Annotated in this window: 17 protein-coding genes, 1 tRNA gene and 1 pseudogene; 8 read left to right on the forward strand and 11 right to left on the reverse strand. The window is 68.7% G+C overall.

What is annotated here, in order from left to right; all coding sequences use genetic code 11:
* The 4 genes from BLQ73_RS10220 to polA all read right to left on the reverse strand — a co-directional run bounded on the left by BLQ73_RS10220 (position 1) and on the right by polA (position 7,598).
* The gene (locus BLQ73_RS10220; protein WP_093170322.1) at positions 1–504 is read right to left on the reverse strand and encodes a GNAT family N-acetyltransferase; all 504 of its coding nucleotides are present in this window, start codon (positions 502–504) and stop codon (positions 1–3) included.
* A 255-nt stretch (positions 505–759) separates the two neighbouring features.
* Positions 760–2,241: a 30S ribosomal protein S1 gene (rpsA, locus tag BLQ73_RS10225; protein ID WP_093170160.1), complete on the reverse strand. Its 1,482-nt coding sequence runs from the start codon at positions 2,239–2,241 to the stop codon at positions 760–762.
* 220 nt (positions 2,242–2,461) lie between these two features.
* Positions 2,462–3,538, reverse strand: coding sequence for a polysaccharide deacetylase family protein (locus BLQ73_RS10230; RefSeq protein WP_245690964.1), 1,077 nt, complete (start codon positions 3,536–3,538; stop codon positions 2,462–2,464).
* Positions 3,539–4,883: 1,345 nt separating this feature from the next.
* Positions 4,884–7,598, reverse strand: coding sequence for a DNA polymerase I (polA, locus tag BLQ73_RS10235; protein WP_093170161.1), 2,715 nt, complete (start codon positions 7,596–7,598; stop codon positions 4,884–4,886).
* Between the two features lie 68 nt (positions 7,599–7,666).
* On the opposite strand from polA, the gene BLQ73_RS10240 reads away from it, so the two are divergent.
* Positions 7,667–8,083, forward strand: a complete 417-nt coding sequence (locus BLQ73_RS10240) for a PaaI family thioesterase (protein ID WP_093170162.1) — start codon at positions 7,667–7,669, stop codon at positions 8,081–8,083.
* Between the two features lie 258 nt (positions 8,084–8,341).
* On the opposite strand, the gene BLQ73_RS32210 is transcribed toward BLQ73_RS10240, so the two are convergent.
* A complete protein-coding gene (locus BLQ73_RS32210) occupies positions 8,342–8,677 on the reverse strand; it encodes a hypothetical protein (RefSeq protein ID WP_176955358.1) in 336 nt (111 codons plus the stop codon).
* Between BLQ73_RS32210 and BLQ73_RS10250 the strand changes: the two genes are divergently transcribed.
* The 5 genes from BLQ73_RS10250 to BLQ73_RS10270 all read left to right on the forward strand — a co-directional run bounded on the left by BLQ73_RS10250 (position 8,664) and on the right by BLQ73_RS10270 (position 13,206).
* Positions 8,664–8,810, forward strand: a complete 147-nt coding sequence (locus BLQ73_RS10250; protein ID WP_176955359.1) for a hypothetical protein — start codon at positions 8,664–8,666, stop codon at positions 8,808–8,810. The genes BLQ73_RS32210 and BLQ73_RS10250 overlap by 14 nt on opposite strands.
* A gap of 599 nt (positions 8,811–9,409) precedes the next feature.
* Positions 9,410–10,375: a branched-chain amino acid ABC transporter permease gene (locus BLQ73_RS10255; RefSeq protein WP_245690965.1), complete on the forward strand. Its 966-nt coding sequence runs from the start codon at positions 9,410–9,412 to the stop codon at positions 10,373–10,375.
* A 12-nt stretch (positions 10,376–10,387) separates the two neighbouring features.
* The gene (locus BLQ73_RS10260) at positions 10,388–11,380 is read left to right on the forward strand and encodes a branched-chain amino acid ABC transporter permease (RefSeq protein ID WP_093170165.1); all 993 of its coding nucleotides are present in this window, start codon (positions 10,388–10,390) and stop codon (positions 11,378–11,380) included.
* Positions 11,370–12,344, forward strand: coding sequence for an ABC transporter ATP-binding protein (locus BLQ73_RS10265; protein ID WP_093170166.1), 975 nt, complete (start codon positions 11,370–11,372; stop codon positions 12,342–12,344). The genes BLQ73_RS10260 and BLQ73_RS10265 overlap by 11 nt, the downstream gene beginning before the upstream one ends.
* A complete protein-coding gene (locus tag BLQ73_RS10270) occupies positions 12,331–13,206 on the forward strand; it encodes an ABC transporter ATP-binding protein (RefSeq protein WP_093170167.1) in 876 nt (291 codons plus the stop codon). The genes BLQ73_RS10265 and BLQ73_RS10270 overlap by 14 nt, the downstream gene beginning before the upstream one ends.
* 267 nt (positions 13,207–13,473) lie before the next feature.
* Here the strand turns inward: BLQ73_RS10270 and BLQ73_RS10275 are convergent, their stop codons facing one another.
* Positions 13,474–14,760, reverse strand: coding sequence for an ABC transporter substrate-binding protein (locus BLQ73_RS10275; RefSeq protein WP_093170168.1), 1,287 nt, complete (start codon positions 14,758–14,760; stop codon positions 13,474–13,476).
* 541 nt (positions 14,761–15,301) lie between these two features.
* Positions 15,302–15,844, reverse strand: a pseudogene (locus tag BLQ73_RS10280) (ANTAR domain-containing response regulator); the annotation flags it as partial.
* Positions 15,845–15,973: 129 nt separating this feature from the next.
* Between BLQ73_RS10280 and BLQ73_RS10285 the strand changes: the two are divergent.
* Positions 15,974–16,051: transfer RNA gene (locus BLQ73_RS10285), tRNA-Leu, on the forward strand.
* 194 nt (positions 16,052–16,245) lie between these two features.
* On the opposite strand, the gene BLQ73_RS10290 is transcribed toward BLQ73_RS10285, so the two are convergent.
* Entirely contained in the window at positions 16,246–17,013 is a 768-nt protein-coding gene (locus BLQ73_RS10290; protein ID WP_093170169.1) for an SDR family NAD(P)-dependent oxidoreductase, read from the reverse strand.
* Positions 17,014–17,205: 192 nt separating this feature from the next.
* Between BLQ73_RS10290 and BLQ73_RS10295 the strand changes: the two genes are divergently transcribed.
* A complete protein-coding gene (locus BLQ73_RS10295; protein ID WP_176955360.1) occupies positions 17,206–18,414 on the forward strand; it encodes a GNAT family N-acetyltransferase in 1,209 nt (402 codons plus the stop codon).
* A gap of 50 nt (positions 18,415–18,464) precedes the next feature.
* Here BLQ73_RS10295 and BLQ73_RS10300 read toward each other — a convergent pair whose 3' ends face one another.
* From BLQ73_RS10300 to pyk, 3 genes are all read right to left on the reverse strand, one after another.
* A complete protein-coding gene (locus BLQ73_RS10300) occupies positions 18,465–18,869 on the reverse strand; it encodes a type II toxin-antitoxin system VapC family toxin (RefSeq protein ID WP_093170170.1) in 405 nt (134 codons plus the stop codon).
* Complete coding sequence (locus BLQ73_RS10305; protein WP_093170171.1) at positions 18,866–19,153, reverse strand: type II toxin-antitoxin system Phd/YefM family antitoxin; 288 nt, start codon at positions 19,151–19,153, stop codon at positions 18,866–18,868. The genes BLQ73_RS10300 and BLQ73_RS10305 overlap by 4 nt, the downstream gene beginning before the upstream one ends.
* A gap of 77 nt (positions 19,154–19,230) precedes the next feature.
* Positions 19,231–20,661 (reverse strand): pyruvate kinase, encoded by a 1,431-nt coding sequence (gene pyk, locus BLQ73_RS10310; RefSeq protein ID WP_093170172.1) that lies wholly within the window; start codon positions 20,659–20,661, stop codon positions 19,231–19,233.
* Positions 20,662–20,696: the final 35 nt, after the last annotated feature.

The following is a 20,696-nucleotide window of genomic DNA, read 5'->3' on the forward strand; positions in this document are numbered from 1 at the left end:
CTAAACCCATCGATTAAGGTCGGCCGGACCGGGGGCGCCGGGGCCCGCCCGGAGCTCGCGGCGCATATGCACCAGCGCCAGGTGGTCGTGGACGCGCTCGCGCCCCACCTCGCGATAGCCGTGCCTCCGGTAGAGGCGCAGGTTGCCCTCCGAAAGGTGCCCGGTGAACAGCGTGAACACCGGCGTGTCCGGAAACGCCTCATGCAGTGCGGCCAGCAGGCCGCCTCCGACACCTCTCCCCTGCCGGTCGGGAACCACCGCGAGCCGCGCCACCAGGCACGTGCCGTCCTCCACGCGCCCGCGCACGGACCCGACGACACGGCCGCCGTCCCGCGCCACCAGCACGAACCCCGACGCGACCACATCGCGGATCTGCCCGACCGACTCCACCAGCGGCGGGATGAACGGATCACCGTAGAGCTGGGCCTCACTCACATAGGCCGCCCGCTGCACCGTGAGGATCTCGCCGGCGTCTTCCACCCGAGCCCGCTCAATGCGCGTCACCCGCACACCCTAACGGCCCGCGCGCCTCCGGGAGGGCCGTGCCGGGAACCGCCCCGGGAAGCGCCCTGTCGCCCCGTGGTCACCCTGTGGTCGGCCCGCGGCGTGGTCGGCCCGCGGCGTGGTCGGCCCGCGGTCACGCCATGGTCGCACCATAAGGAAAGGGCCCTGTCTCCAGATGGAGACAGGGCCCTTCACGGGTCTTCAGTCACTCACGGCCGGGGAACCGGCGTGAGCGCCCATCGACAGTCCGCCAGGTCAGCTCTGACCGCCCGCGAGCTTCTCGCGCAGGGCCGCGAGAGCCTCGTCGGAGGCGAGGGCGCCACCGGAACCGGTGTTGCCGCCGCCGCTGCTCTGCGAGGGGGTCTCGCCGGAGTAGGACGAGCCTGCCGCCTCGCCCGCCTCGGCCTCGGCGCGACGGGCCTCCTCGATCTGGCGCTTGTGCGCCTCGAAGCGGCCCTGGGCCTCGGCGTACTGCCGCTCCCACTCCTCGCGCTGCTTGTCGAAGCCCTCAAGCCACTCGCCGGTCTCGGAGTCGAAGCCCTCGGGGTAGATGTAGTTGCCCTGGTCGTCGTAGGTCGCCGCCATGCCGTAGAGCGTGGGGTCGAACTCGACCTCGGCACCCACACCCTCGTTGGCCTGCTTGAGCGACAGCGAGATCCGGCGGCGGTCGAGGTCGATGTCGATGATCTTCACGAAGATCTCGTCGCCGACCTGGACGACCTGCTCGGGGATCTCGACGTGGCGCTCAGCCAGCTCGGAGATGTGGACGAGGCCCTCGATGCCCTCCTCGACCCGGACGAACGCACCGAACGGCACCAGCTTGGTGACGCGGCCCGGAACGACCTGGCCGATCTGGTGCGTGCGGGCGAACTGCTGCCACGGGTCCTCCTGCGTCGCCTTGAGCGACAGCGAGACCCGCTCGCGCTCCATGTCGACGTCGAGCACCTCGACGGTGACCTCCTGGCCGACCTCGACGACCTCGGAGGGGTGGTCGATGTGCTTCCAGGAGAGCTCGGAGACGTGGACCAGACCGTCGACGCCGCCGAGGTCGACGAAGGCGCCGAAGTTGACGATCGAGGACACGACGCCCTTGCGGACCTGGCCCTTCTGCAGCGTGTTGAGGAAGGTCTGGCGGACCTCCGACTGCGTCTGCTCCAGCCAGGCGCGGCGGGACAGGACCACGTTGTTGCGGTTCTTGTCCAGCTCGATGATCTTGGCCTCGAGCTCGCGGCCGACGTAGGGCTGGAGGTCGCGGACACGGCGCATCTCGACGAGGGACGCCGGCAGGAAGCCCCGCAGGCCGATGTCGAGGATGAGACCACCCTTGACGACCTCGATGACGGTGCCGGTGACGATGCCGTCCTCGTCCTTGATCTTCTCGATCGTGCCCCAGGCCCGCTCGTACTGAGCGCGCTTCTTGGAGAGGATCAGACGGCCTTCCTTGTCCTCCTTCTGGAGGACCAGGGCCTCGACGTGCTCGCCGACCTCGACCACCTCGGCCGGGTCGACATCATGCTTGATCGAGAGCTCACGCGAGGGGATGACACCCTCGGTCTTGTAGCCGATGTCGAGCAAGACCTCGTCTCGATCGACCTTGACGACGGTGCCCTCGACGATGTCGCCGTCGTTGAAATACTTGATGGTCTCGTCGATCGCGGCGAGGAAGGCCTCCTCGGAGCCGATGTCGTTGACCGCTACCTGCGGGGTGTTCGAGGTGGCCTCGGTGCTGCTCGTCATGTGTGGAATTGCTCCGAACGCGGACAGAAGTCGATGTGGCGGGACACGCGGCAGGCCTTTTCGCTTCCAGCCGGGAGGTCAGTCACCGACGGGAGACGAGGGCGAGCCCACTCCGTCCGAGACACGCAAGAGCCCACAGCGCAGCGATCAGGATATGAGACATAGCGAGCGCGGTCAATCCGGTTACGCTGCGGATCAGGACGGAAATCCTTGGCACGCGCTAGTAGGCGATCAACTTCTCCGCCTGTTTGGAAGTGATATTACCCCGAAGCTTGACCGGTACTGAGATGCGCCTTGGGTCCCCGTCCGACGTGAACCGCATGTGGGGATGCTTGTCCAGCCATTCCAGCCAGTAGGTCGAACACCAGCGACGGCACTCGCCCTTCTTCCCGTTGCTCTGGATGCGTTGGATGGCAAGACTGTCAAAATCCTTAGCAAACGGTGACCTTGACGGTTCCGCGCCGGCCAGAAAGACGCCCTTGAAGGCGTACGAGTCGCCGTCCCATGTGCCGCTGCGAGCGGTCTTCCGCGGCCTCGCGCTGTTGCCGTACGGCAACGCGAAGGTGGCCGACGGACCCGCCCCGAGCTTTTCCAGCATCCGCTCGGCCCGCACGATCTGCTCACGGACCGCCTTCTTGCCCAGAACCCCGAGGTTGGCGTGCCCGATCGTGTGGTTGGCCACCTCGAAGCCCCGCTCGACGAGCCAGCGCACGTGCCTGGCCTGCTCAGCGCGCTCCTCGTGCCCGAACGGCTGGTCGTTCACCCAGAACGTGGCGACCGGCCGGAATCCCGGATAGCGCTTGGCGACGTCGTAAATGATCCCCACCGCCGTGTCCGGCCGCGGCATTCCTTGATCGTCAAGTGCGAAATGGGTTTCATGCCCATCGTCGAACGTCAGCACCACGGGATATGAGCCCGGAGGGACCGCGATATTCCCCGTCGCAAACTCCTTAGCGGTGATCGGCACATATCCCGCCTTCGCCAGGCGCTCCAGCTCCTTGCGCATCTGCTTCGGTGTGCGATCGATCGACGCCACGCGCTTTTTCACGATCCGGTGATACATGATCACCGGCACGAGCCCCGCCTCGTTGGCCTTCGCCTTCCGGGCCGACTCCTCCGTCGCCGCCACCGGCGGCGGCAGAGCCGCCGACGGCAATTCCGGGGCCTTCGGCGCCGCCGCCTGCGTGGGCGACGCCCGCACCGGCGTCCTCTCAGCCGACGTCGGCGCCTCCTCACCCCCAGGAACCATTACAAAAAGGGCAACCAACGCAATAACCGCCACCACAACATTGGCCACCGCCACGCTCCGAGGCACCCGGGGCGGAAACCCCGGCCACCCCTCCGCCCCGCCGGCCCCGGCCGCGCCCGCCCCCACGGGCCCGCTCCCTGGTCCGTCGGCCCCCTCGGCACGCTCCCGATCCGCTCCCGACAATCCCCCACCCGCGGCGGCCCCAGGCACACCCCGCTGCCCGGCCCCCTCGGACAGGCCCCCAGCGGCCCCGCCTTCCACGGGCGACGCGGCCGACGCGGGCGAGCCCTCCCCCGAGACGGCAGGCGTGGCGGCACCGGCAGCGGCCTCGTCCCCGGCCTCAGCGCCCTCACCCAACGCGCGTCCGTCTTGCCTTAGGCCCGAACCGCCCCTCCCCGCCCCGTACGGCGCAGGCCCCGCCCGCCCGGCGGAACCCTCCCTGAACCTCCCGGGAATCCGCCCGGCCGGCACCGTGGCGTCCGGGTCCACGGCCTCGGTGCCCCGAGGCCCGGCATCGCCCGTGTCCCCGCCCTCGCCGGTGTCCTCACCCGTGTCCTCACCCGTGTCCTCGCCCCGCCCGGAGTCCCCCTCCGCACGCTGCTCCTGGGCCGAGCGCGCGACGCCGCCGGCCGGGCGCTCCTCCCCGCCACGGGAACCCTCCGTCGACAGGACGGCGGACACCCCTCCGCGACCACTTCCGGCACCGGCCTCGGACGACGGCTCATCGACCTCCGCGGCAGACGGACCGCCCCCCGCGGCCTCCTCGCCAGAACCCCGCCCGTCACCGCCCAGCCCGGCCCCTGCGGACCACTGCACCACACCGGAGGAGGATTTCCCGCCCCCGGAACCGGCCTCGGCGGGCGCCGGGTCGCCTCCAGAGGGCCGGTCCACGCCACTCAGACCAATCCGGTCGGTCCCCGCGTCGTCCGCCTCGGTGGGCGATGGGCCGCCGGTCTCCGACCCGGGCCTGTCCGACCCGCGACCGTCAGGCCACCGCTCCCGAGGGTCACGCCTCATCGGACGATCGCCACCATGCGGATGCGCGGACCTTTCCTCATCGAGCGGTTCACGTTCCTCCCGATCCTCGCCAGCCAAGCCACCCTCATCCCAACGGACCTAGACAAATCCCCACCAGCTTGAAGAACCCGCCTTGGCTCAGGTCTCTCTGTGCAGCCCACGGCCAAGCGGCGGAACACCGCCCCCACGGCAGACCTCGACCCGGCCGACCACCCACAGGCGACCAGGCCACCGCCCGGCGGCAAGCCGACCTGCCTGCCCCGACGCCCGAGCGGCCGACCGGCCGGCCACGCCACAAGCGACCGGCCCGCCGCCGGCCACCGGAAGGGGTGTCCACACGCCGAACCGTCCAGGCGCGGAGCGATTCCGGGGCCGCTCAGTGGCCGGCGTCCTCCCATGTGCGGCCCACTCCGATGGAGACGGACAGCGGCACGCGCAGCGAATACGCATTGGCCATCTGGGCCGTCACCACGTCACGGAGGTCGTCGAGTTCGCCCGGCGCGACCTCGAACACGAGCTCGTCGTGCACTTGGAGCAGCATGCGGGAGAGCATGCCGGCCTCGCGCAGGGCGCTGCGGACTTCGAGCATGGCGAGTTTGATGATGTCGGCGGCCGACCCCTGGATCGGGGCGTTGAGGGCCATGCGCTCGGCCATCTCCCGGCGCTGGCGGTTGTCGCTGGTCAGATCGGGCAGGTAGCGGCGGCGGCCCAGGATGGTCTCGGTGTAGCCGTCGTGGCGGGCCTGCTGGACGATGGCCTGGAGATAGTCGCGGACGCCGCCGAACTCCTGGAAGTATTCCTCTTTGAGCGCTTTCGCCTCCGCCACGGGAATATTGAGCTGCCCGGAGAGGCCGAAGTCGGACAGGCCGTAGGCCAGGCCGTAGTTCATAGCCTTGATGCGCGCCCGCAGTTCGCCGCTCACCTGCTCGGCGGGCAGGTCGAAGACCCGCGCCGCGGTCGCCTGGTGGAAGTCGTGCCCCGACTCGAAGGCCCCGATGAGCGACTCGTCGCTGGACAGGTGGGCCATGATGCGCAGCTCGATCTGGCTGTAGTCGGCGGTCATCAGGGTCTCGTAGCCCGGCCCGACGGTGAAGCCCTGCCGGATGCGGCGGCCTTCGGAGGTGCGGATCGGGATGTTCTGCAGGTTGGGCTTCTCCGAGGAGAGGCGGCCGGTGGCGGCGACGATCTGGTTGAACGTGGTGTGGATGCGCTCGTCGTCGCCGATCTCCTTGATGAGCCCCTCGACGGTGGTGCGCAGCCGCGTCTGGTCGCGGTGGCGCAGCAGGATCACCGGCAGCTCGTGCTCGGCCTGCCCGGCGAGGTGCTCGGTCTGCCCGGCGAGCCACGCGAGGGCGTCGGCGTCGGTGGTGTAGCCGGTCTTGATCTTCTTGGTCTTGGGCAGCCCGAGCCTGACGAACAGGATCTCCTGCAGTTGCTTGGTCGACCCCGGGTTGAACGGCTCGCCGACGACCCGGTGGGCCTCCTCCACCGCCTGCTTCACCGCCGCGCCGAACTCGGCCTCAAGCTCGGCGAAGTAGTGGCGGTCGGCCGCGATGCCGGCCCGCTCCAACTCGGCGATGACCGAGACCAGCGGAAGCTCCAGGTCCTGCAGCAGGTGCGTGCCGCCCCGCGGCTCCAGGTGGGCCTCAAGGGCCCCCGCGAGCTCGAGTACGGCGTGAGCCCGGATGGCGAGCTCCTCCCCCACCCGCTCGACCGGGTCGTCGAACAGCGCCGTCTGGCCGTTGTCACCGGTCTCGGCCCGCAGCTCGCGGTGGAGGTAGCGCATCACCAGGTCGTCGAGGGGGAACGACCGCTGGCCCGGCATGGCGAGGTAGGCGGCGAGCGCGGTGTCGCAGCCCAGCCCCCGCAGGTCGAGGCCGCGCGCCCACAGGGCGAGCATCGGCCCCTTGGCATCGTGGACGGCCTTCTCCTTGGTCTCGTCGGCGAGCCAGGCGGCGAGGGCGGTCTCGTCGGCCTCCGTCAGCGCGCTCGGGTCGAGGTGGGCCGCCACGCCGCCGGGGCCGGCGATGGCGATCGCGTCGATGGAACCGGTGCCGCTGCCGTACGAACCGCGGAAGGCGAGGCCGGCCCGCCCCTCCGGTAGGGCGCCGAGCCACGCGGCGACCTCACCGGGGCCGAGCGCGCGGGCCTCGACCTCGAAGCCCTCGGACTCGGCCTCCGCCTCGGTCGCGCCGAGCACCTTGAACAGGCGCTCGCGCAGCTCCCCGCGGAACTGGAGGGAGTCCAGGAGCTTGTGCACCTCGTCGCGCTCCCAGGGGCGCATGGTGAGCTCGCCCACCTCGACGTCGAGGGCGACGTCGCGCCGCAGCTCGGTGAGCCGCCGGTTGAGGAGCACCTGGTCGAGGTGGTCGCGGAGCTTGTCGCCGACCTTGCCCTTGACCTGGTCGACGCGGTTGACGAGCTCCTCCAGCGAGCCGAACTCCCGCACCCATTTGGCGGCGGTCTTCTCGCCGACGCCCGGGATGCTCAGCAGGTTGTCGCTCGGGTCGCCGCGCAGCGCGGCGAAGTCGGGGTATTGCCTCGGAGTGAGGCCGTATTTCTCCTCGACCGCCTCCGGCGTGAACCTGGTCATGTCGCTGATGCCGCGCCGCGTCATGAGCACCGTGATGCGCTCGTCGACGAGCTGGAGGGCGTCGCGGTCGCCGGTGACGACCAGCACGTCCATGTCGCGCTCGGAGGCGCGGGTGGCCAGCGTGGCGATCAGGTCGTCGGCCTCGAAGCCGGGCAGGGACAGGTGGTTGACGCCGATGGTGTCGAGCACCTCGAAGATGAGGCTGATCTGCCCGCGGAAGTCTTCCGGGGTCTCGGCCCGGTTGGCCTTGTATTCCGCGTATTCCTCGTGGCGGAACGTCGGCTCGGACCGGTCGAAGGCCACGACGACGTGAGTGGGCCGCTCGTCGCGCAGGACGTTGGTCAGCATCGAGGTGAATCCGTAGACGGCCTCGGTGTGCTGCCCGTCGGTCGTGACGAGCTGGGCATCCTTCAGCGCGTAGAACGCCCGGTAGGCCAGGGAGTGCCCGTCCAACAGGAGCAGGCGCGGACGGCTGGGGGTCGTTTCGGTCTTCGGCACACTCGAAGCCTAGTCTCCATGTACGACGGAAAACTCATGCACGATAGACAGGAGGCGCCTCCTTGACGATGGCAAACCCCGACGATCTCCAGCGGCTCACCTCGGCGAACGGCGACAGCGCCGGCTCGCTCGCCTCACGCCTCGGCATCGAGATCCTCGAACTGACCGCCGAGCGCGTGGTCGGCCGCATGCCGGTCGAGGGCAACACCCAGCCGTACGGCCTGCTGCACGGGGGCGCCTCGGTCGCACTGGCCGAGACCCTCGGCTCGGTGGGCGCGGCGCTGCACGCGGGTGGCGGGCGGATCGCCGTGGGCATCGAGATCAACGCCACCCACCACCGGTCGGCCGGCTCCGGTCATGTGACGGGTGTCGCGACTCGGGTCCACGGGGGCCGCAGCCTGGCGACATACGAGATCGAGATCACCGACGACCAGGGGCGCAGGCTGTGCACCTCCCGCCTCACCTGCATGTTGCGCGACGCGTGAACGCGGGCGCCTGACGGACGCGTTCCCTCGGGCATCAGGGTTCTCGAATTCGTCTCGTGTCTTCCTTTGCGCAAGCGCCCCTCTGGTCGCTAGCGTGGTGTGCGCATCGAAGCCCGGCGGGCTGGCTGAGTAGACAACGTGCAGGGCCGGGGAAGCCCTACACGGCACCAAAGGCCAACCCCCCGGGCTCGTTGCCGTACGCGCGGCACCCTTTCACCGGGGGCGGTGCCATGGTCCTTGAGGCGGCGCCCTCCACTCTCAGTGGGTCGCGGGCAGCACTCCGGAGAGTTCGTTCGGCACGCCGGGCAGGGTCGCCGAGGTCAGCTTCCGCCGGGTGGCGATGTCCACCGCGTGCAGTTCCTTCTTCGCCGGGTCGGTCACGTAGGCCGTGCCGCCGCGCACGAAGATCGCCGGGCGGGGCTGCTGCCACTCCATCGGCTCCTTCCACTCGTCCATGACCTCGACGGTGTCCGCGACCTTCGCCTTGTCGACGTCGATCACGTGCATCCGGCCGTCGGGGCCGAGCACGAGGGCTTCGCCTTGGGGGCCGCGGGCGAGGGACGCCGCCCAGGGCACCACTGTGGTCCAGGCCACCCACGACCTCGCCGCCGCGCGGGAGGCGGACCATTGCCTGCTCCTGAAGGACGGACGACTCGCCTTGGAGGGCCCGCCGAGCGCGGTGCTCACCGAGCGGATCCTGGCCAAGGTCTGGGGACTCGCCGATTGACGGGCACCCGCCGTACGGACCGACCGGTATGACAGTGACCTGCGGTAAAGGAGTCGGACTCGCGTTCTTGCCGGCGCCTTGACCGGCCCGGCCTTTTTCCTCACGCCCACGACACACCCTGGTCACCGTTCTGTGACAAACAGTCCAGAACCGGGCGCTGCGGTTTAAGCTCCCGCCCAAGCATTGCCAATTTGCAGTACCTGCGTGTGGAGACGAGGGGGGATAACCCCCTCCACGGCGTTTATGAGGGAGCACCATTGCGCAGAGCCGTGATCGCCTTCACGGCCTTCCTGGGTGGACTGATCTTCCTGCTCGCATCCGGCCCGGCTACAGCGTGGGCCGACGGCGAAAGCGTGAAGGGGACACTCAAAAGCCAAGGCCAGCCGGTAACCGGTGTCAAGATCAGCGTCACTGACGAGGGCGGCAAACCTGTAGGAGACGCTACCAGCAACGCCCAAGGCACATGGGAGGTCCCCGTACCATCGGCAGGTGCTTACAAAATCACCATCGATCAATCAACACTTCCTGCCGGTGTATCCCTGAGGTTCAAGGATCGCTCCACCCTCACCGTTCAGGTTTTTGAGGGAAATGCACGCAATGTGCTATTTGCTCTTGATGCGGCGACCAATCAATCCGGCGAGAAAACCCCTGACGGCACCGCGGCCGACGACGAGAGCGACGCCTATTGGGGCAGGGTGGCCCAGCTCGCCTTCGAAGGGCTCAGCCTCGGCCTGATCATCGCGCTGGGCGCGGTGGGCCTGTCGCTCATCTTCGGCACCACGGGCCTGACGAACTTCGCGCACGGTGAACTCCTCGCCATCGGCGCTTTCATCGCGTTCTTCCTCAACACCACCCTGGGCCTGCACCTCCTCATCGCCGCACCGCTCGCCGTACTGATCGCGGCGGCGTTCGGCTACGGGCAGGACTGGCTCTTCTGGGGGCAGCTGCGCAAGCGCAAGACCGGGCTGGTCTCCATGATGATCATCTCGATCGGCGTCGCGCTCTTCCTGCGCTATCTGCTGCTCTTCCTGTTCGGCGGGAGCAGTCAGAGCTACGCGCAGTACACCGCGCAGGAAGGCATCCAGATCGGCCCGATCTCGGCCACACCCAAGAGCCTGGTCATCATCGCCATCGACGTGGTGGTCCTGGTCGCGGTGGGCCTGGCCCTCGTCTACACCCGCATCGGCAAGGCCACCCGCGCCGTCGCCGACAACCCGGCGCTCGCCGCCTCCTCCGGCATCAACGTCGACCGGGTCATCCGCATCGTCTGGGCAGGCGGTACGGCCATCGCCGCGCTCGCCGGCATCCTCCTCGGCCTGTCGCAGACGGTCAACTACCAAATGGGACTCCAGGTCCTGCTCCTCATGTTCGCCGGAGTCACGCTCGGCGGGCTCGGCACCGCGTTCGGCGCACTGGTCGGGTCCCTGGTGGTGGGGGTCTTCATCCAGGTCTCGACGCTGTGGATCCCACCGGAGACCAAGAACGTCGGCGCGTTGGCGGTGCTCATCATCGTGCTGCTGTTCCGGCCGCAGGGCATCCTCGGCCGCCGCGAGCGGATCGGCTAAGGGGAGGCGGACATGGACTGGTTTCTCATCTTCAGCCGGGCCTTCGAAGCCGGCATCGGCTCCGAGGCCATCATCTACTGCCTCGCCGCGATCGGCCTCAACGTGCAGTTCGGCTACACCGGCCTGCTCAACTTCGGCCAGGCCGCCTTCCTCGCCGTCGGCGCCTACTCGATCGCCACGACGGTGGCCACCTTCGGCCTGCCGTTCTTCCTCGGCGTCGGGATCGGCCTGGTGCTCTCGGTGCTGCTGGCGCTGCTGCTCGGCATCCCCACCCTGCGCCTGCGGGCCGACTACCTCGCGATCGTGACGATCGCGGCGGCCGAGATCGTGCGCATCATCGTGCGCTCGGTCGCGCTGAAGGACACCTTCGGCGGCACCGACGGCCTCCAGGAGTTCGCCCACTCCTTCTACGCGCTCAACGTGTTCCCCGCGGGGCAGTACAGCATCCTCGGCGGTTTCATCGGCTTCGACCACCGGGGCATGTGGGTGCTCCTGGTCGGCTGGGTGCTCGTGGCCCTGGTGTCGGTGATCCTCCTGTTCGCGATGAAAAGCCCCTGGGGACGGGTGCTCAAGGCCATCCGCGAGGACGAGGACGCCGTACGTGCCCTCGGCAAGAACGTCTTTTCGTACAAGATGCAGGCGCTCGTCATCGGCGGCGTGATCGGCGCGGTCGCCGGATTCATCTTCGCGCTCAGCCGCTCCTCCGCGCAGCCCGACCTCTACAGCACCGAGTTGACCTTCTTCGCCTACACCGTGCTGATCCTCGGCGGCGCCGCCCGCATCCTCGGCCCCATCGTGGGAGCGGCCCTCTTCTGGTTCCTCATGATCTTCGTGAAGACGGGCCTGGAGGAGGCGATCAACAAGCAGGTGATCACCTTCCTCAACGTCAACCAGGTCGGAGCGATCCAGTACATGATCATCGGCCTCGGGCTGATCCTCCTGCTCATCTTCCGCCCGCAGGGCATCTTCGGCGACAAGAGAGAGATCGCGCTCGATGCACGCTGACACCGGTTTCCAGAGCCGCAAGGCCGCCGCGCTCGCCGCGTTCGAGGGCCTCGCCTCCGAACCCGGGGTACCCAAGCCGGACCCCATCCTCGTCGTGGACAACGTCGTGCGCCGCTTCGGCGGCCTCACCGCCGTCGACGTCGCGCACTTGGAAGTGCAGCGCGGCTCGATCACCGCGCTGATCGGCCCGAACGGCGCCGGCAAGACGACGTTCTTCAACCAGCTCACCGGGTTCGACACCGCCGACGCCGGCGAATGGACCTTCAACGGCAGGAAGATGAGCGGAGTCCCCGCCTACAAGGTCGCACGCCAGGGCATGGTGCGCACCTTCCAGCTCACCAAGGCGCTCTCCAAGCTGACGGTCGTCGAGAACATGCGGCTCGGAGCCCAGAGGCAGCGCGGTGAGAACTTCTTCGCCGGTCTCATCCCCCAACTGTGGCGGGGCCAGGAGAGCCTCATCACCTCGGAGGCGGAGGAACTGCTCACCCGCTTCAAGCTCATCGCCAAACGCGATGACTTCGCCGGAAGCCTCTCCGGCGGGCAGCGCAAACTCCTGGAAATGGCACGGGCCCTCATGGGCAACCCCGAACTGGTCATGCTCGACGAGCCCATGGCGGGCGTCAACCCGGCGCTCACCCAATCACTCCTCGGCCATGTGAAGAACCTCCGTGAGGAGGGCATGACCGTGCTCTTCGTCGAGCACGACATGGACATGGTCCGCGACATCAGCGACTGGGTCATCGTCATGGCGCAGGGCGCCGTCATCGCCGAAGGACCGCCGCACACCATCATGTCCGACCCCCGCGTCATCGACGCCTACCTGGGCGCGCACCACGACGCCCCCCTGTCCGCCGAAGAGGCCGAACAGCAGCTCCACGAGGCCGAGGCCGAACTCACGGCCGAGGCCGACCAGACCGGCATGGACGGCAACAGCAGGAAGGAGTCCGGCGATGAGCGCGGCTGACGACACCCCGAAGGCGAACTCCGGCGGCCCGGCTCCCGCCGTACCGGCCGGCTCGGTCGCGGCGACGGCCGCCGACGACCTCACCCGCGCCGACCAGGCCGGCGCCCCCGCCGACCGCACCGCCCACCTCGCCGGCGCGAAGGACGCGGTGCTGCGCTGCGACGACCTCATCGCCGGTTATCTGCCGGGGGTGAACATCCTCAACGGCACCGACCTCTACGTCAAAGAAGGCGAACTGATCGGCATCATCGGCCCGAACGGCGCCGGCAAATCCACCCTGCTCAAATCCATGTTCGGCCTGGTGAACATCCGCAGCGGTACGGTGACCCTCAAGGGCAAGGACATCACCAACCTCAAGGCGCACGCCCTCGTCGCCCGCGGAGTCGGCTATGTGCCGCAGACCAACAACGTCTTCCCCAGCCTCAGCGTCGAGGAGAACCTGGAGATGGGCGCCTACCATTCACCCAAGAAATTCAAAGAACGGTTTGAATTCGTCTGCGATATCTTCCCCGCCCTCAAGGAGCGACGCCGGCAGCGCGCCGGATCGCTCTCCGGCGGTGAACGCCAGATGGTCGCCATGGGCCGTGCGCTCATGACCGAGCCGTCCGTACTCCTCCTCGACGAACCCTCCGCCGGCCTGTCCCCCAAATTGCAGGACCTGGTCTTCATCCAGGCCCAGCAGATCAACCGGGCCGGCGTCACCATCGTCATGGTCGAGCAGAACGCCCGGCGGTGCCTCCAGATCTGCCACCGGGGCTACGTGCTCGACCAGGGCCGCAACGCCTACACCGCCACCGGCCGCGAACTCATGAACGACCCCAAGGTCATCGAGCTCTACCTCGGCACCCTCGCCCGCACCTGACAGCACCCCTCCGCGCACGCCACGGGCCCCGGCCGTTTTCCACGCCGGGGCCCTTCCGCGGTCAAGACTGATATGCGCCTCGTGGACACCCGCCCATTGAACGCGTGCGAGGAATGTTGGAAACCCTCGTCGGTGAACGAGCCGAAGAAATCCCTCACCATCTCCGCCACGCCTATCAGCATTGACGGACACGCAGGGCACGCGCGGGAGGGCCCGGCCGTAGGGGGGAGTACGGCCGGGCCCTCTCGCCTGAGGAGAGGTCCTGGGTCAGCCGGAGACCTTGCCCGCGAGGTGGTTCACGACCTTGGCCTTGTTGTCCTGGCCGTACTCGTAGACGCCGATGGTGGCCTCGGAGGGGTCACCCTTGTCGTCGAACTCGACGGGGCCGGACACGCCGTCGAAGTCGATGTCCTTGCCGGCCTTGAGCAGTTCGGCGCACTGCTTGAAGTCGGTGCACTTCTCACCGCCCTTGCTGACCTCGGCGAGCTTGCTCGCGATGCCGGCGCCGGAGTCGTCCTTGGCCGCCTCCGCGGCGAGGGCGATCAGGATGGCCGCGTCGTAGGATTCGGGTGCGTAGTTGAAGTCCTTGAGCTTGGAGTCGATCTTGAGGAGCTTCTCCTTGAACTCGTCCTTGGTGGCGGCGCCGGGCTGAGTGCCCTTGACACCGACCAGGGTGCCCTTCGGGAAGTCCTTGGAGTAGTCGGCGAGGTTGCCGTCCACAAAGTAGATCTTGACCTTGTCGGGGCCGACGCCCTGCTTCCGGAGCTCAGGAATGATCTTCTTGGTCTCTTCGAAGCCGATGAGGGAGATGGCCTTGGGCTTGGCCGCCTTGATCTTGCTGACCTCGCTGGCGAAGTCGGGGGCGCTCGGGTCGTAGGCCACCTCGGCGACGACCTCGCCGCCGCCGCCCTCGACGGACTTCTTGACCTCGGCTGCCAGGCCGGTGCCGTACGAGTCCTGGCGGTTGAGGATGGCGACGGACTCGCTGCCGTCCTGGATGATCAGGTCTCCGTGCACGCGGCCCTGCAGCACGTCCGACGGAGCGGTACGGAAGTACAGCCCGTTGTCGTTGTACGTGGTGAACTCCGGCGAGGTGTTGGCCGGGGAGAACTGGACCACACCGGCACCGACGATCTTGTCGATGACGTTCTTGGAGACGCCTGAGGCGGCGGCGCCGATGATGGCGTCGGCCTTCTGCTGGATCAGGGTGTCCACGGACTGGGAGGCGATGTCCGTCTTGGTGTCACCGGAGTCGCTATGGATCTTGGTCACGGGCTTGCCGAGGACGCCACCCGCAGCGTTGATCTCCTCGATGGCCACGTCCACTCCGGCGAACTCGGGCGGGCCGAGGTAGGCGAGGTCGCCTGTGCGGGGAAGGAGCGTGCCGATGGTCAGGGTGCCGTCGCCCTTGGCAGCGGTCGCCGGCTGGGTGGCCGGCTGCGACGCTGTGGGTGTGGCGGCCGTATCCTCGTTGGTTCCACTGCAGGCCGTCAGGGCGAGGCTCGCAGCCGCCGCTGCGGCCAGCGCCCGCCCAAGGGGGGCTATGCGGATCATGAAGCGTCTCCTTCATCCAGGCCGGTACACCGTCGGCACGGCCGACCGCGTCCCGATCGAATGGTCGAAACGTATAAAACGAGGACCCAAGCATCTAGATATGCGTCAGAACTGAGGACACTTGGATGCGGAGTCGTAATCAGTCCTCTACTTCCGGGCGTTTCGGACGGTCGAACAATCTCCGGCAGACATCCCGATGGGGAGCACAGCTGGTACTGCTGTTACTCTCCATATGAAAATCACCTCAAAAGCCACTTTCATACCCAGAAGCCACGCGAATAATGCCCAGAAATCTGGTCTTTCATGGGCGTGCGACTCCACGGGCCGCGAGGTGCCGCCATGCGGGAGGCTTCCGCATGACGCGGCCCGGCCGCCCACGCGGCCGGGCCGAGAACACTCAGCCGCCCTGGCCCTCCTAAGGCCGGCCCTCCTTGGCGGGGCCGTTCTGCTCAGAGCCGTCCTTGGCGGGGCCGTTCGCGCCGGACGGTTCCGAACCGGTCGGGCCCGGGGGCCGCGTGCCGCCGGAGGCCCCGGCCTCCCCCACGACGATCTGGGCCACCTGCCGCATGCTCATGCGGCGATCCATCGACGCCTTCTGAATCCAACGGAACGCCTGCGGCTCACTCCAGCCGTGCTGCGCCATGAGCAGCCCCTTGGCCCGCTCGACCAGCTTCCTGGTCTCCAGGCGCTCCGAGAGGGTCGTGACCTCCTTCTCCAGCGCCGCGATCTCCTCATGCCGGCTGACCGCCATCTCGATCGCCGGGACGAGGTCGGACTTGGTGAAGGGTTTCACCAGGTAGGCCATCGCACCGGCGTCTCTGGCGCGTTCGACGAGATCGCGCTGCGAGAACGCGGTCAAGATCAAACATGGGGCGATCCGTTCGGACACGATGCGCTCGGCAGCCGAGATCCCGTCGAGCACGGGCATCTTCACATCGAGGATCACCAGGTCGGGGAGCAACTCGAAAGCGAGTCTGACGGCGCTCTCGCCGTCACCCGCCTCCCCGACGACGACATAGCCGTCCTCCTCAAGCATCTCCTTGAGGTCGAGGCGGATGAGAGCCTCGTCTTCCGCGATCACCACTCGCCGCTGCGTACTCACGAGCAAGAGGGTACCGATGTCCGCTACATTGGGACCATGCTGGTGCGGGGGGCCGGTCGGCTTCCACCTCCGGCACCCCCGCGTGCGATCTTTTCCTCACACGCAACACTGGCCCCGGTACCCCAATTGGCATGAGGGAGCGGATTCAAAACCCGTACAGTGTGGGTTCGAGTCCCACCCGGGGCACCAGCACACAAGGTTCGAGCCTTGACCGGTAGGTCTCGGTTCGGGCCTTGTTCGCATTTTCGGCCCAGATCTCAGCCCAGATCAGGGCAGCCTCACCCGGGGCCTCACGGATACGTTGCCGTGCCGCGTTCCCTTCGCCTGCACGACCCGCACCCGGGCAGGCCCGGGTGCGGGCCCGGGAAGGGCCGGCGGGGCGATCACAGGCCGCCCGCCACGTTGAGGACGGTGCCGGTCACGTAGGAGGCCTCGGGAGAGAGCAGCCAGGCGACGGCGGCGGCGATCTCGGCCGGGTCCGCCGGGCGGCGTAGAGGGATCGCGGCCGACAGGCGGTGGGCTCGGCCCGGTTCGCCGGCGCGGGCGTGGATAGTGGTGTCGGTGAACCCCGGCGAGACCGCGTTGACGTAGATGCCCGCCGAGGCGAACTCCTTGGCGAGGCCCACACTGAGGGTTTCGACGGCCGCCTTGGTCGCCGCGTAGGCGACGTACTCGTGGGGCGACCCGGTGCGGGCCGCGCCCGACGAGATGTTCACGATGGCGCGGGGCGTCACGGCCGCGCCGTGCGCCCAGCGCCGGGCGGCTTCGCGGCACAGGCGGATCGGCGCCGTCAGATTGACCTCCACGACGCGTCGCAGGTCGCCGTCGCTCAACTCCGTGAACGGCCCGAGGGGTCCGGTGACGCCGGCGTTGTTCACCAGGGCCGTCACCCGGCCGCGCGCCTCGGCGAGGTCGAACAGGCGCTGCGGCGCGTCGGCATCGGTGACGTCGAGACGCTCCGCCCACAGGTGGTGGCCCTCGGCGCGGCCGTCGCGCTCGACCTGCGCCGCCTCGGCGTCGGACGCGGAATGGGTGAACAGGACGGCGTAGCCGTCGCGGCACAGCCGTTCGACGATGCTGCGTCCGATGCCCCGGCTGCCGCCTGTGACGATCGCCACCGGGCGGCCGGGCGGCGGGGGTGCTGTACTCATGATTCGCCTCCCTTGGAATGCGGACAGGGTAGTGGCCGCGGCCCCCGGGAACGTACGGCGACCGCCCGGGGGGCGCGCCTCGCCGCACGGCCCGCCTGTCGCCGTCGTCTCGGCCAGAGGTCTCCTTAGCGCTGGTCGACGGCGGGAAAAGCGTTGGTCGCGTCGACTTAGGTCTGGCTAACGTGAGGGCCCATGTTCATCGTGCGCGACGTACCAGAATCAGACTTCGACCAGGTCTACGAGCTCAACGACATCGCCTTCCATGAGCGCACCAAGGAGGACGACCGTGACTCGACCGACTGGTTGTTCCGTCGCGCTCACCGCATCGGGGCCTACGAGGACGGCAGGCTCATCGGCTTTCTGGCCGCGCTGCCGATGCACATCTCCATACCAGGTGGGGCGACCCTGCCGTGCCTGGGCGTGACCTACGTCTGCGTCCTGCCCACGCACACCCGGCGCGGGGTGTTGACGGCGATACTCGACCGCATGTGGGCCGACCGCGCCGAGCCGCTGGCGGCGCTCTACGTGTCGAAGGCCAGGATCTACGGGCGGCACGGCTTCGCCGCGGCGACCCACGCGCTCCACGTCGACCTGGACGGCGACAGGCCGCTTGAGCTCCGCGTCGAGCCGGCCGAGGTGCCGCTGCGGCTGGTGCCGCCGGACGGGGCGCACAAGGTGCTGGCGCCGCTCTACGAGCGCGCGATGGCCCGCAGGGCGGGGCAGTTCGCCCGCGACACCGAATGGTGGGAGAGAGCCGTCCTGCCCGACGAGGATCCCAACGACGACGGCCTCGGGGCGCCGCGTGTCGTGGTGGCGGGCGACTCCGGCTACGCGGTCTACCGCACGAAGGGCGAGGATACCGCGTCGGACGCCCCGGCCCTGGTCTACGTCGTCGAACTGGAGGCCGACTCGGCGCAGGTCGAGGCGGCGCTGTGGCGCTACCTGGCGTCCATCGGCCTCACGTGGCGCGTCGGGAGCCTCGCCAGGCCCGTCGACGACCTGCTGCCGCTGCTCGTCGCCGACGGCGACGTCGTGACGGTCAAGAAGCGCTGGCCCGCCCTGTGGCTGCGCCTGTCCGACGTGCCCGCCGCCCTGTCGGGGCGCGGCTACGCCGCGCCGGTCGACCTCGTGCTCGACATCGCCGACGAGCGGCTGCCCGCCAACCACGGCCGCTTCCGCCTCACCGTCGCCGCCGGCGGCCACGCAGGCTGCGGCCGTACGGACGACCGCGCCGACCTGTCGCTCCACGTGCGCGACCTCGCCGCCGCGTACCTCGGCGACACCCCCGTGTCCACCCTGGTCCGAGCCGGCCTCGTCACCGAGCACACCCCCGGCGCCGCCCGCCGCCTCGACGCCGCCCTCCACACCCCCCTCGCCCCCTTCACCGCCGACGAGTTCTGACCCCGAAAACGGCCACCGCCCACGGGGGCGGTGGCCTGCGGCGGGGCGGTCTAGTTGGGGTGGGAGACGGTGAGGCCGGCCTCTGTGGCCACGTCGATGAGACGTTTGTCGTAGGTAACCACGGCGATCAGTTCGCTGCGCAGTTCCTCAGCGGTCGCCAAGTGCATGGCGTCGAGTGTCCGCAAATGGGGGTGGGGATAGGCCGCTGCTCGATCGAGGATCTCCTCTGTGATGTCGTAGACGTCGACAGCCGCGAACAATCGATTGACGGCAGCCCGCGTGAGGGCATCGACGTGCGGCAGATGCCGGTGCAACGTCCTCAGCACCTCGACCCGGGAGAGCGCACTGGTGACCAGTCCGGCCTCCGATCGCTCCGCCAGCCACAGGCGCAACGCTCGCGTCTCAGGCTCGACTCGTAGCAGCTTGATCAACGCACACGAGTCAAGGTAAATCACCAACGCTCCTCGTCGTCGCGCGACGCGATCAACTCGTCGGCGAGACTAACCTCGGCCGGAATGCCCTCGATCTCTATGGGATCGGGCAGACGACCGGGAGTCGCCGCAGGGGTGAGTCTTCCCGATGCGATGAGTTCCGCCCGCAAACCCGCGGGTTGGGCGTGAGGAACAAGCGTGAGAACCGGAGTGCCCCGATCGGTGACTTCGATAGTCTCCCCGGCCCGAACCCTGGCGATGACGCGGGAGGTGTGATGAGTGAGTTCTCGGATCCCGATGACAGCCATATTGGAAAGTTACCACAATAGGTGTCCATATGAGCGCGGCCACCGCCCACGGGGGCGGTGGCCTGCGGCGGGGCGGTCTAGTTGGGGTGGGAGACGGCGGAGCCGATGGTGTGGATGCGCAGGGCGTTGGTGGAGCCGGGGCTGCCGGGGGGCGAGCCGGCGACGATGACGACCTTGTCGCCCTTCTCGCAGCGGCCGATGGCGAGCAGGGCGGACTCGACCTGGCGGACCATGTCATCGGTGTGGTGGACGAACGGCACCTTGAAGGTCTCAACGCCCCACGTGAGGGAGAGCTGGCCGCGGACGTGGGGGGCGGAGGTGAAGGCGAGCAGCGGGATCGACGAGCGGTAGCGCGCGAGGCGGCGGGCGGTCTCACCGGACATGGTGAAGGCGACGAGGGCCTTGGCTCCGACGATGGCGCCGACCTCGGCGGCGGCCCTGGCGATGGCGCCGCCGGTGGTCTCCGGCATGCGTTCGAGGGTGTGGGTGGCGGTGAGGGAGGCGCGTTCGGCGGCGCAGGCGATGCGGTCCATGGTGGCGACGGACTCGATCGGGTAGTTCCCGACCGAGGTCTCGCCGGAGAGCATCACGGCGTCGGCGCCGTCCATGACGGCGTTGGCGACGTCGGAGGCCTCGGCGCGGGTGGGCCGCGGCGCGCTCATCATCGAGTCGAGCATCTGCGTGGCGACGATGACCGGGCGGGCCTTCTCCCGGCACAGCTCGATGGCGCGCTTCTGCACGATCGGCACCTCTTCGAGCGGCAGCTCGACGCCGAGGTCGCCGCGGGCCACCATGATGCCGTCGAACGCCTCGACGATCTCGGGGAGGCGCTCGACCGCCTGCGGCTTCTCGATCTTGGCGAGCAGCGGGAGGCGCACGGCCTCCTGCTCCATGATGTTGCGCACCACGTCGGCGTCGGACGGCCGCCGCACGAACGACAGCGCGATCATGTCGAATCCGGTGCGCAGCGCCCAGCGCAGGTCGGCCTCGTCCTTGTCGGTGAGGGCGGGGGCGGTGACGTTGACACCGGGCAGGTTGAGCCCCTTGTTGTCGGAGATCATGCCGCCGATCACGACGCGGGTGGTGACGCGCGGGCCGTCGATGCGGGTCACTTCAAGCACGACGCGGCCGTCGTCGACAAGGATCGTGTCGCCGGGGCGCACATCCTTGGCGAGGCCCTTGTATGTCGTGGACACCTGTTCGCGGTCGCCCGGGACCTCTTCGGTGGTGACGCTGAACACGTCTCCGAAGGCGAGCCTGACCGGCCCCTCCGCGAACTTGCCGACCCGGATCTTGGGCCCTTGCAGGTCGGCGAGCACGCCTACACCGCGGCCGAGTTCGGCCGCCGCCTCCCTCACACGCTCGTATACCTCAAGGTGCAGCTCGTGGCTGCCATGGCTGAGGTTGAAGCGGGCCACGTCCATGCCGGCCGAGATGAGCTCCCGGATGCGCTCGGGGGATGAGGTGGCTGGGCCAAGGGTACAGACGATCTTCGCACGACGAGTCACGGTCCCACCTTAATTGGTACAGACCACTTGGTCGG

The sequence above is a fragment of the Sinosporangium album genome (assembly GCF_900100605.1).
In the GTDB taxonomy this organism is placed as follows: Bacteria; Actinomycetota; Actinomycetes; order Streptosporangiales; family Streptosporangiaceae; genus Sinosporangium; species Sinosporangium album.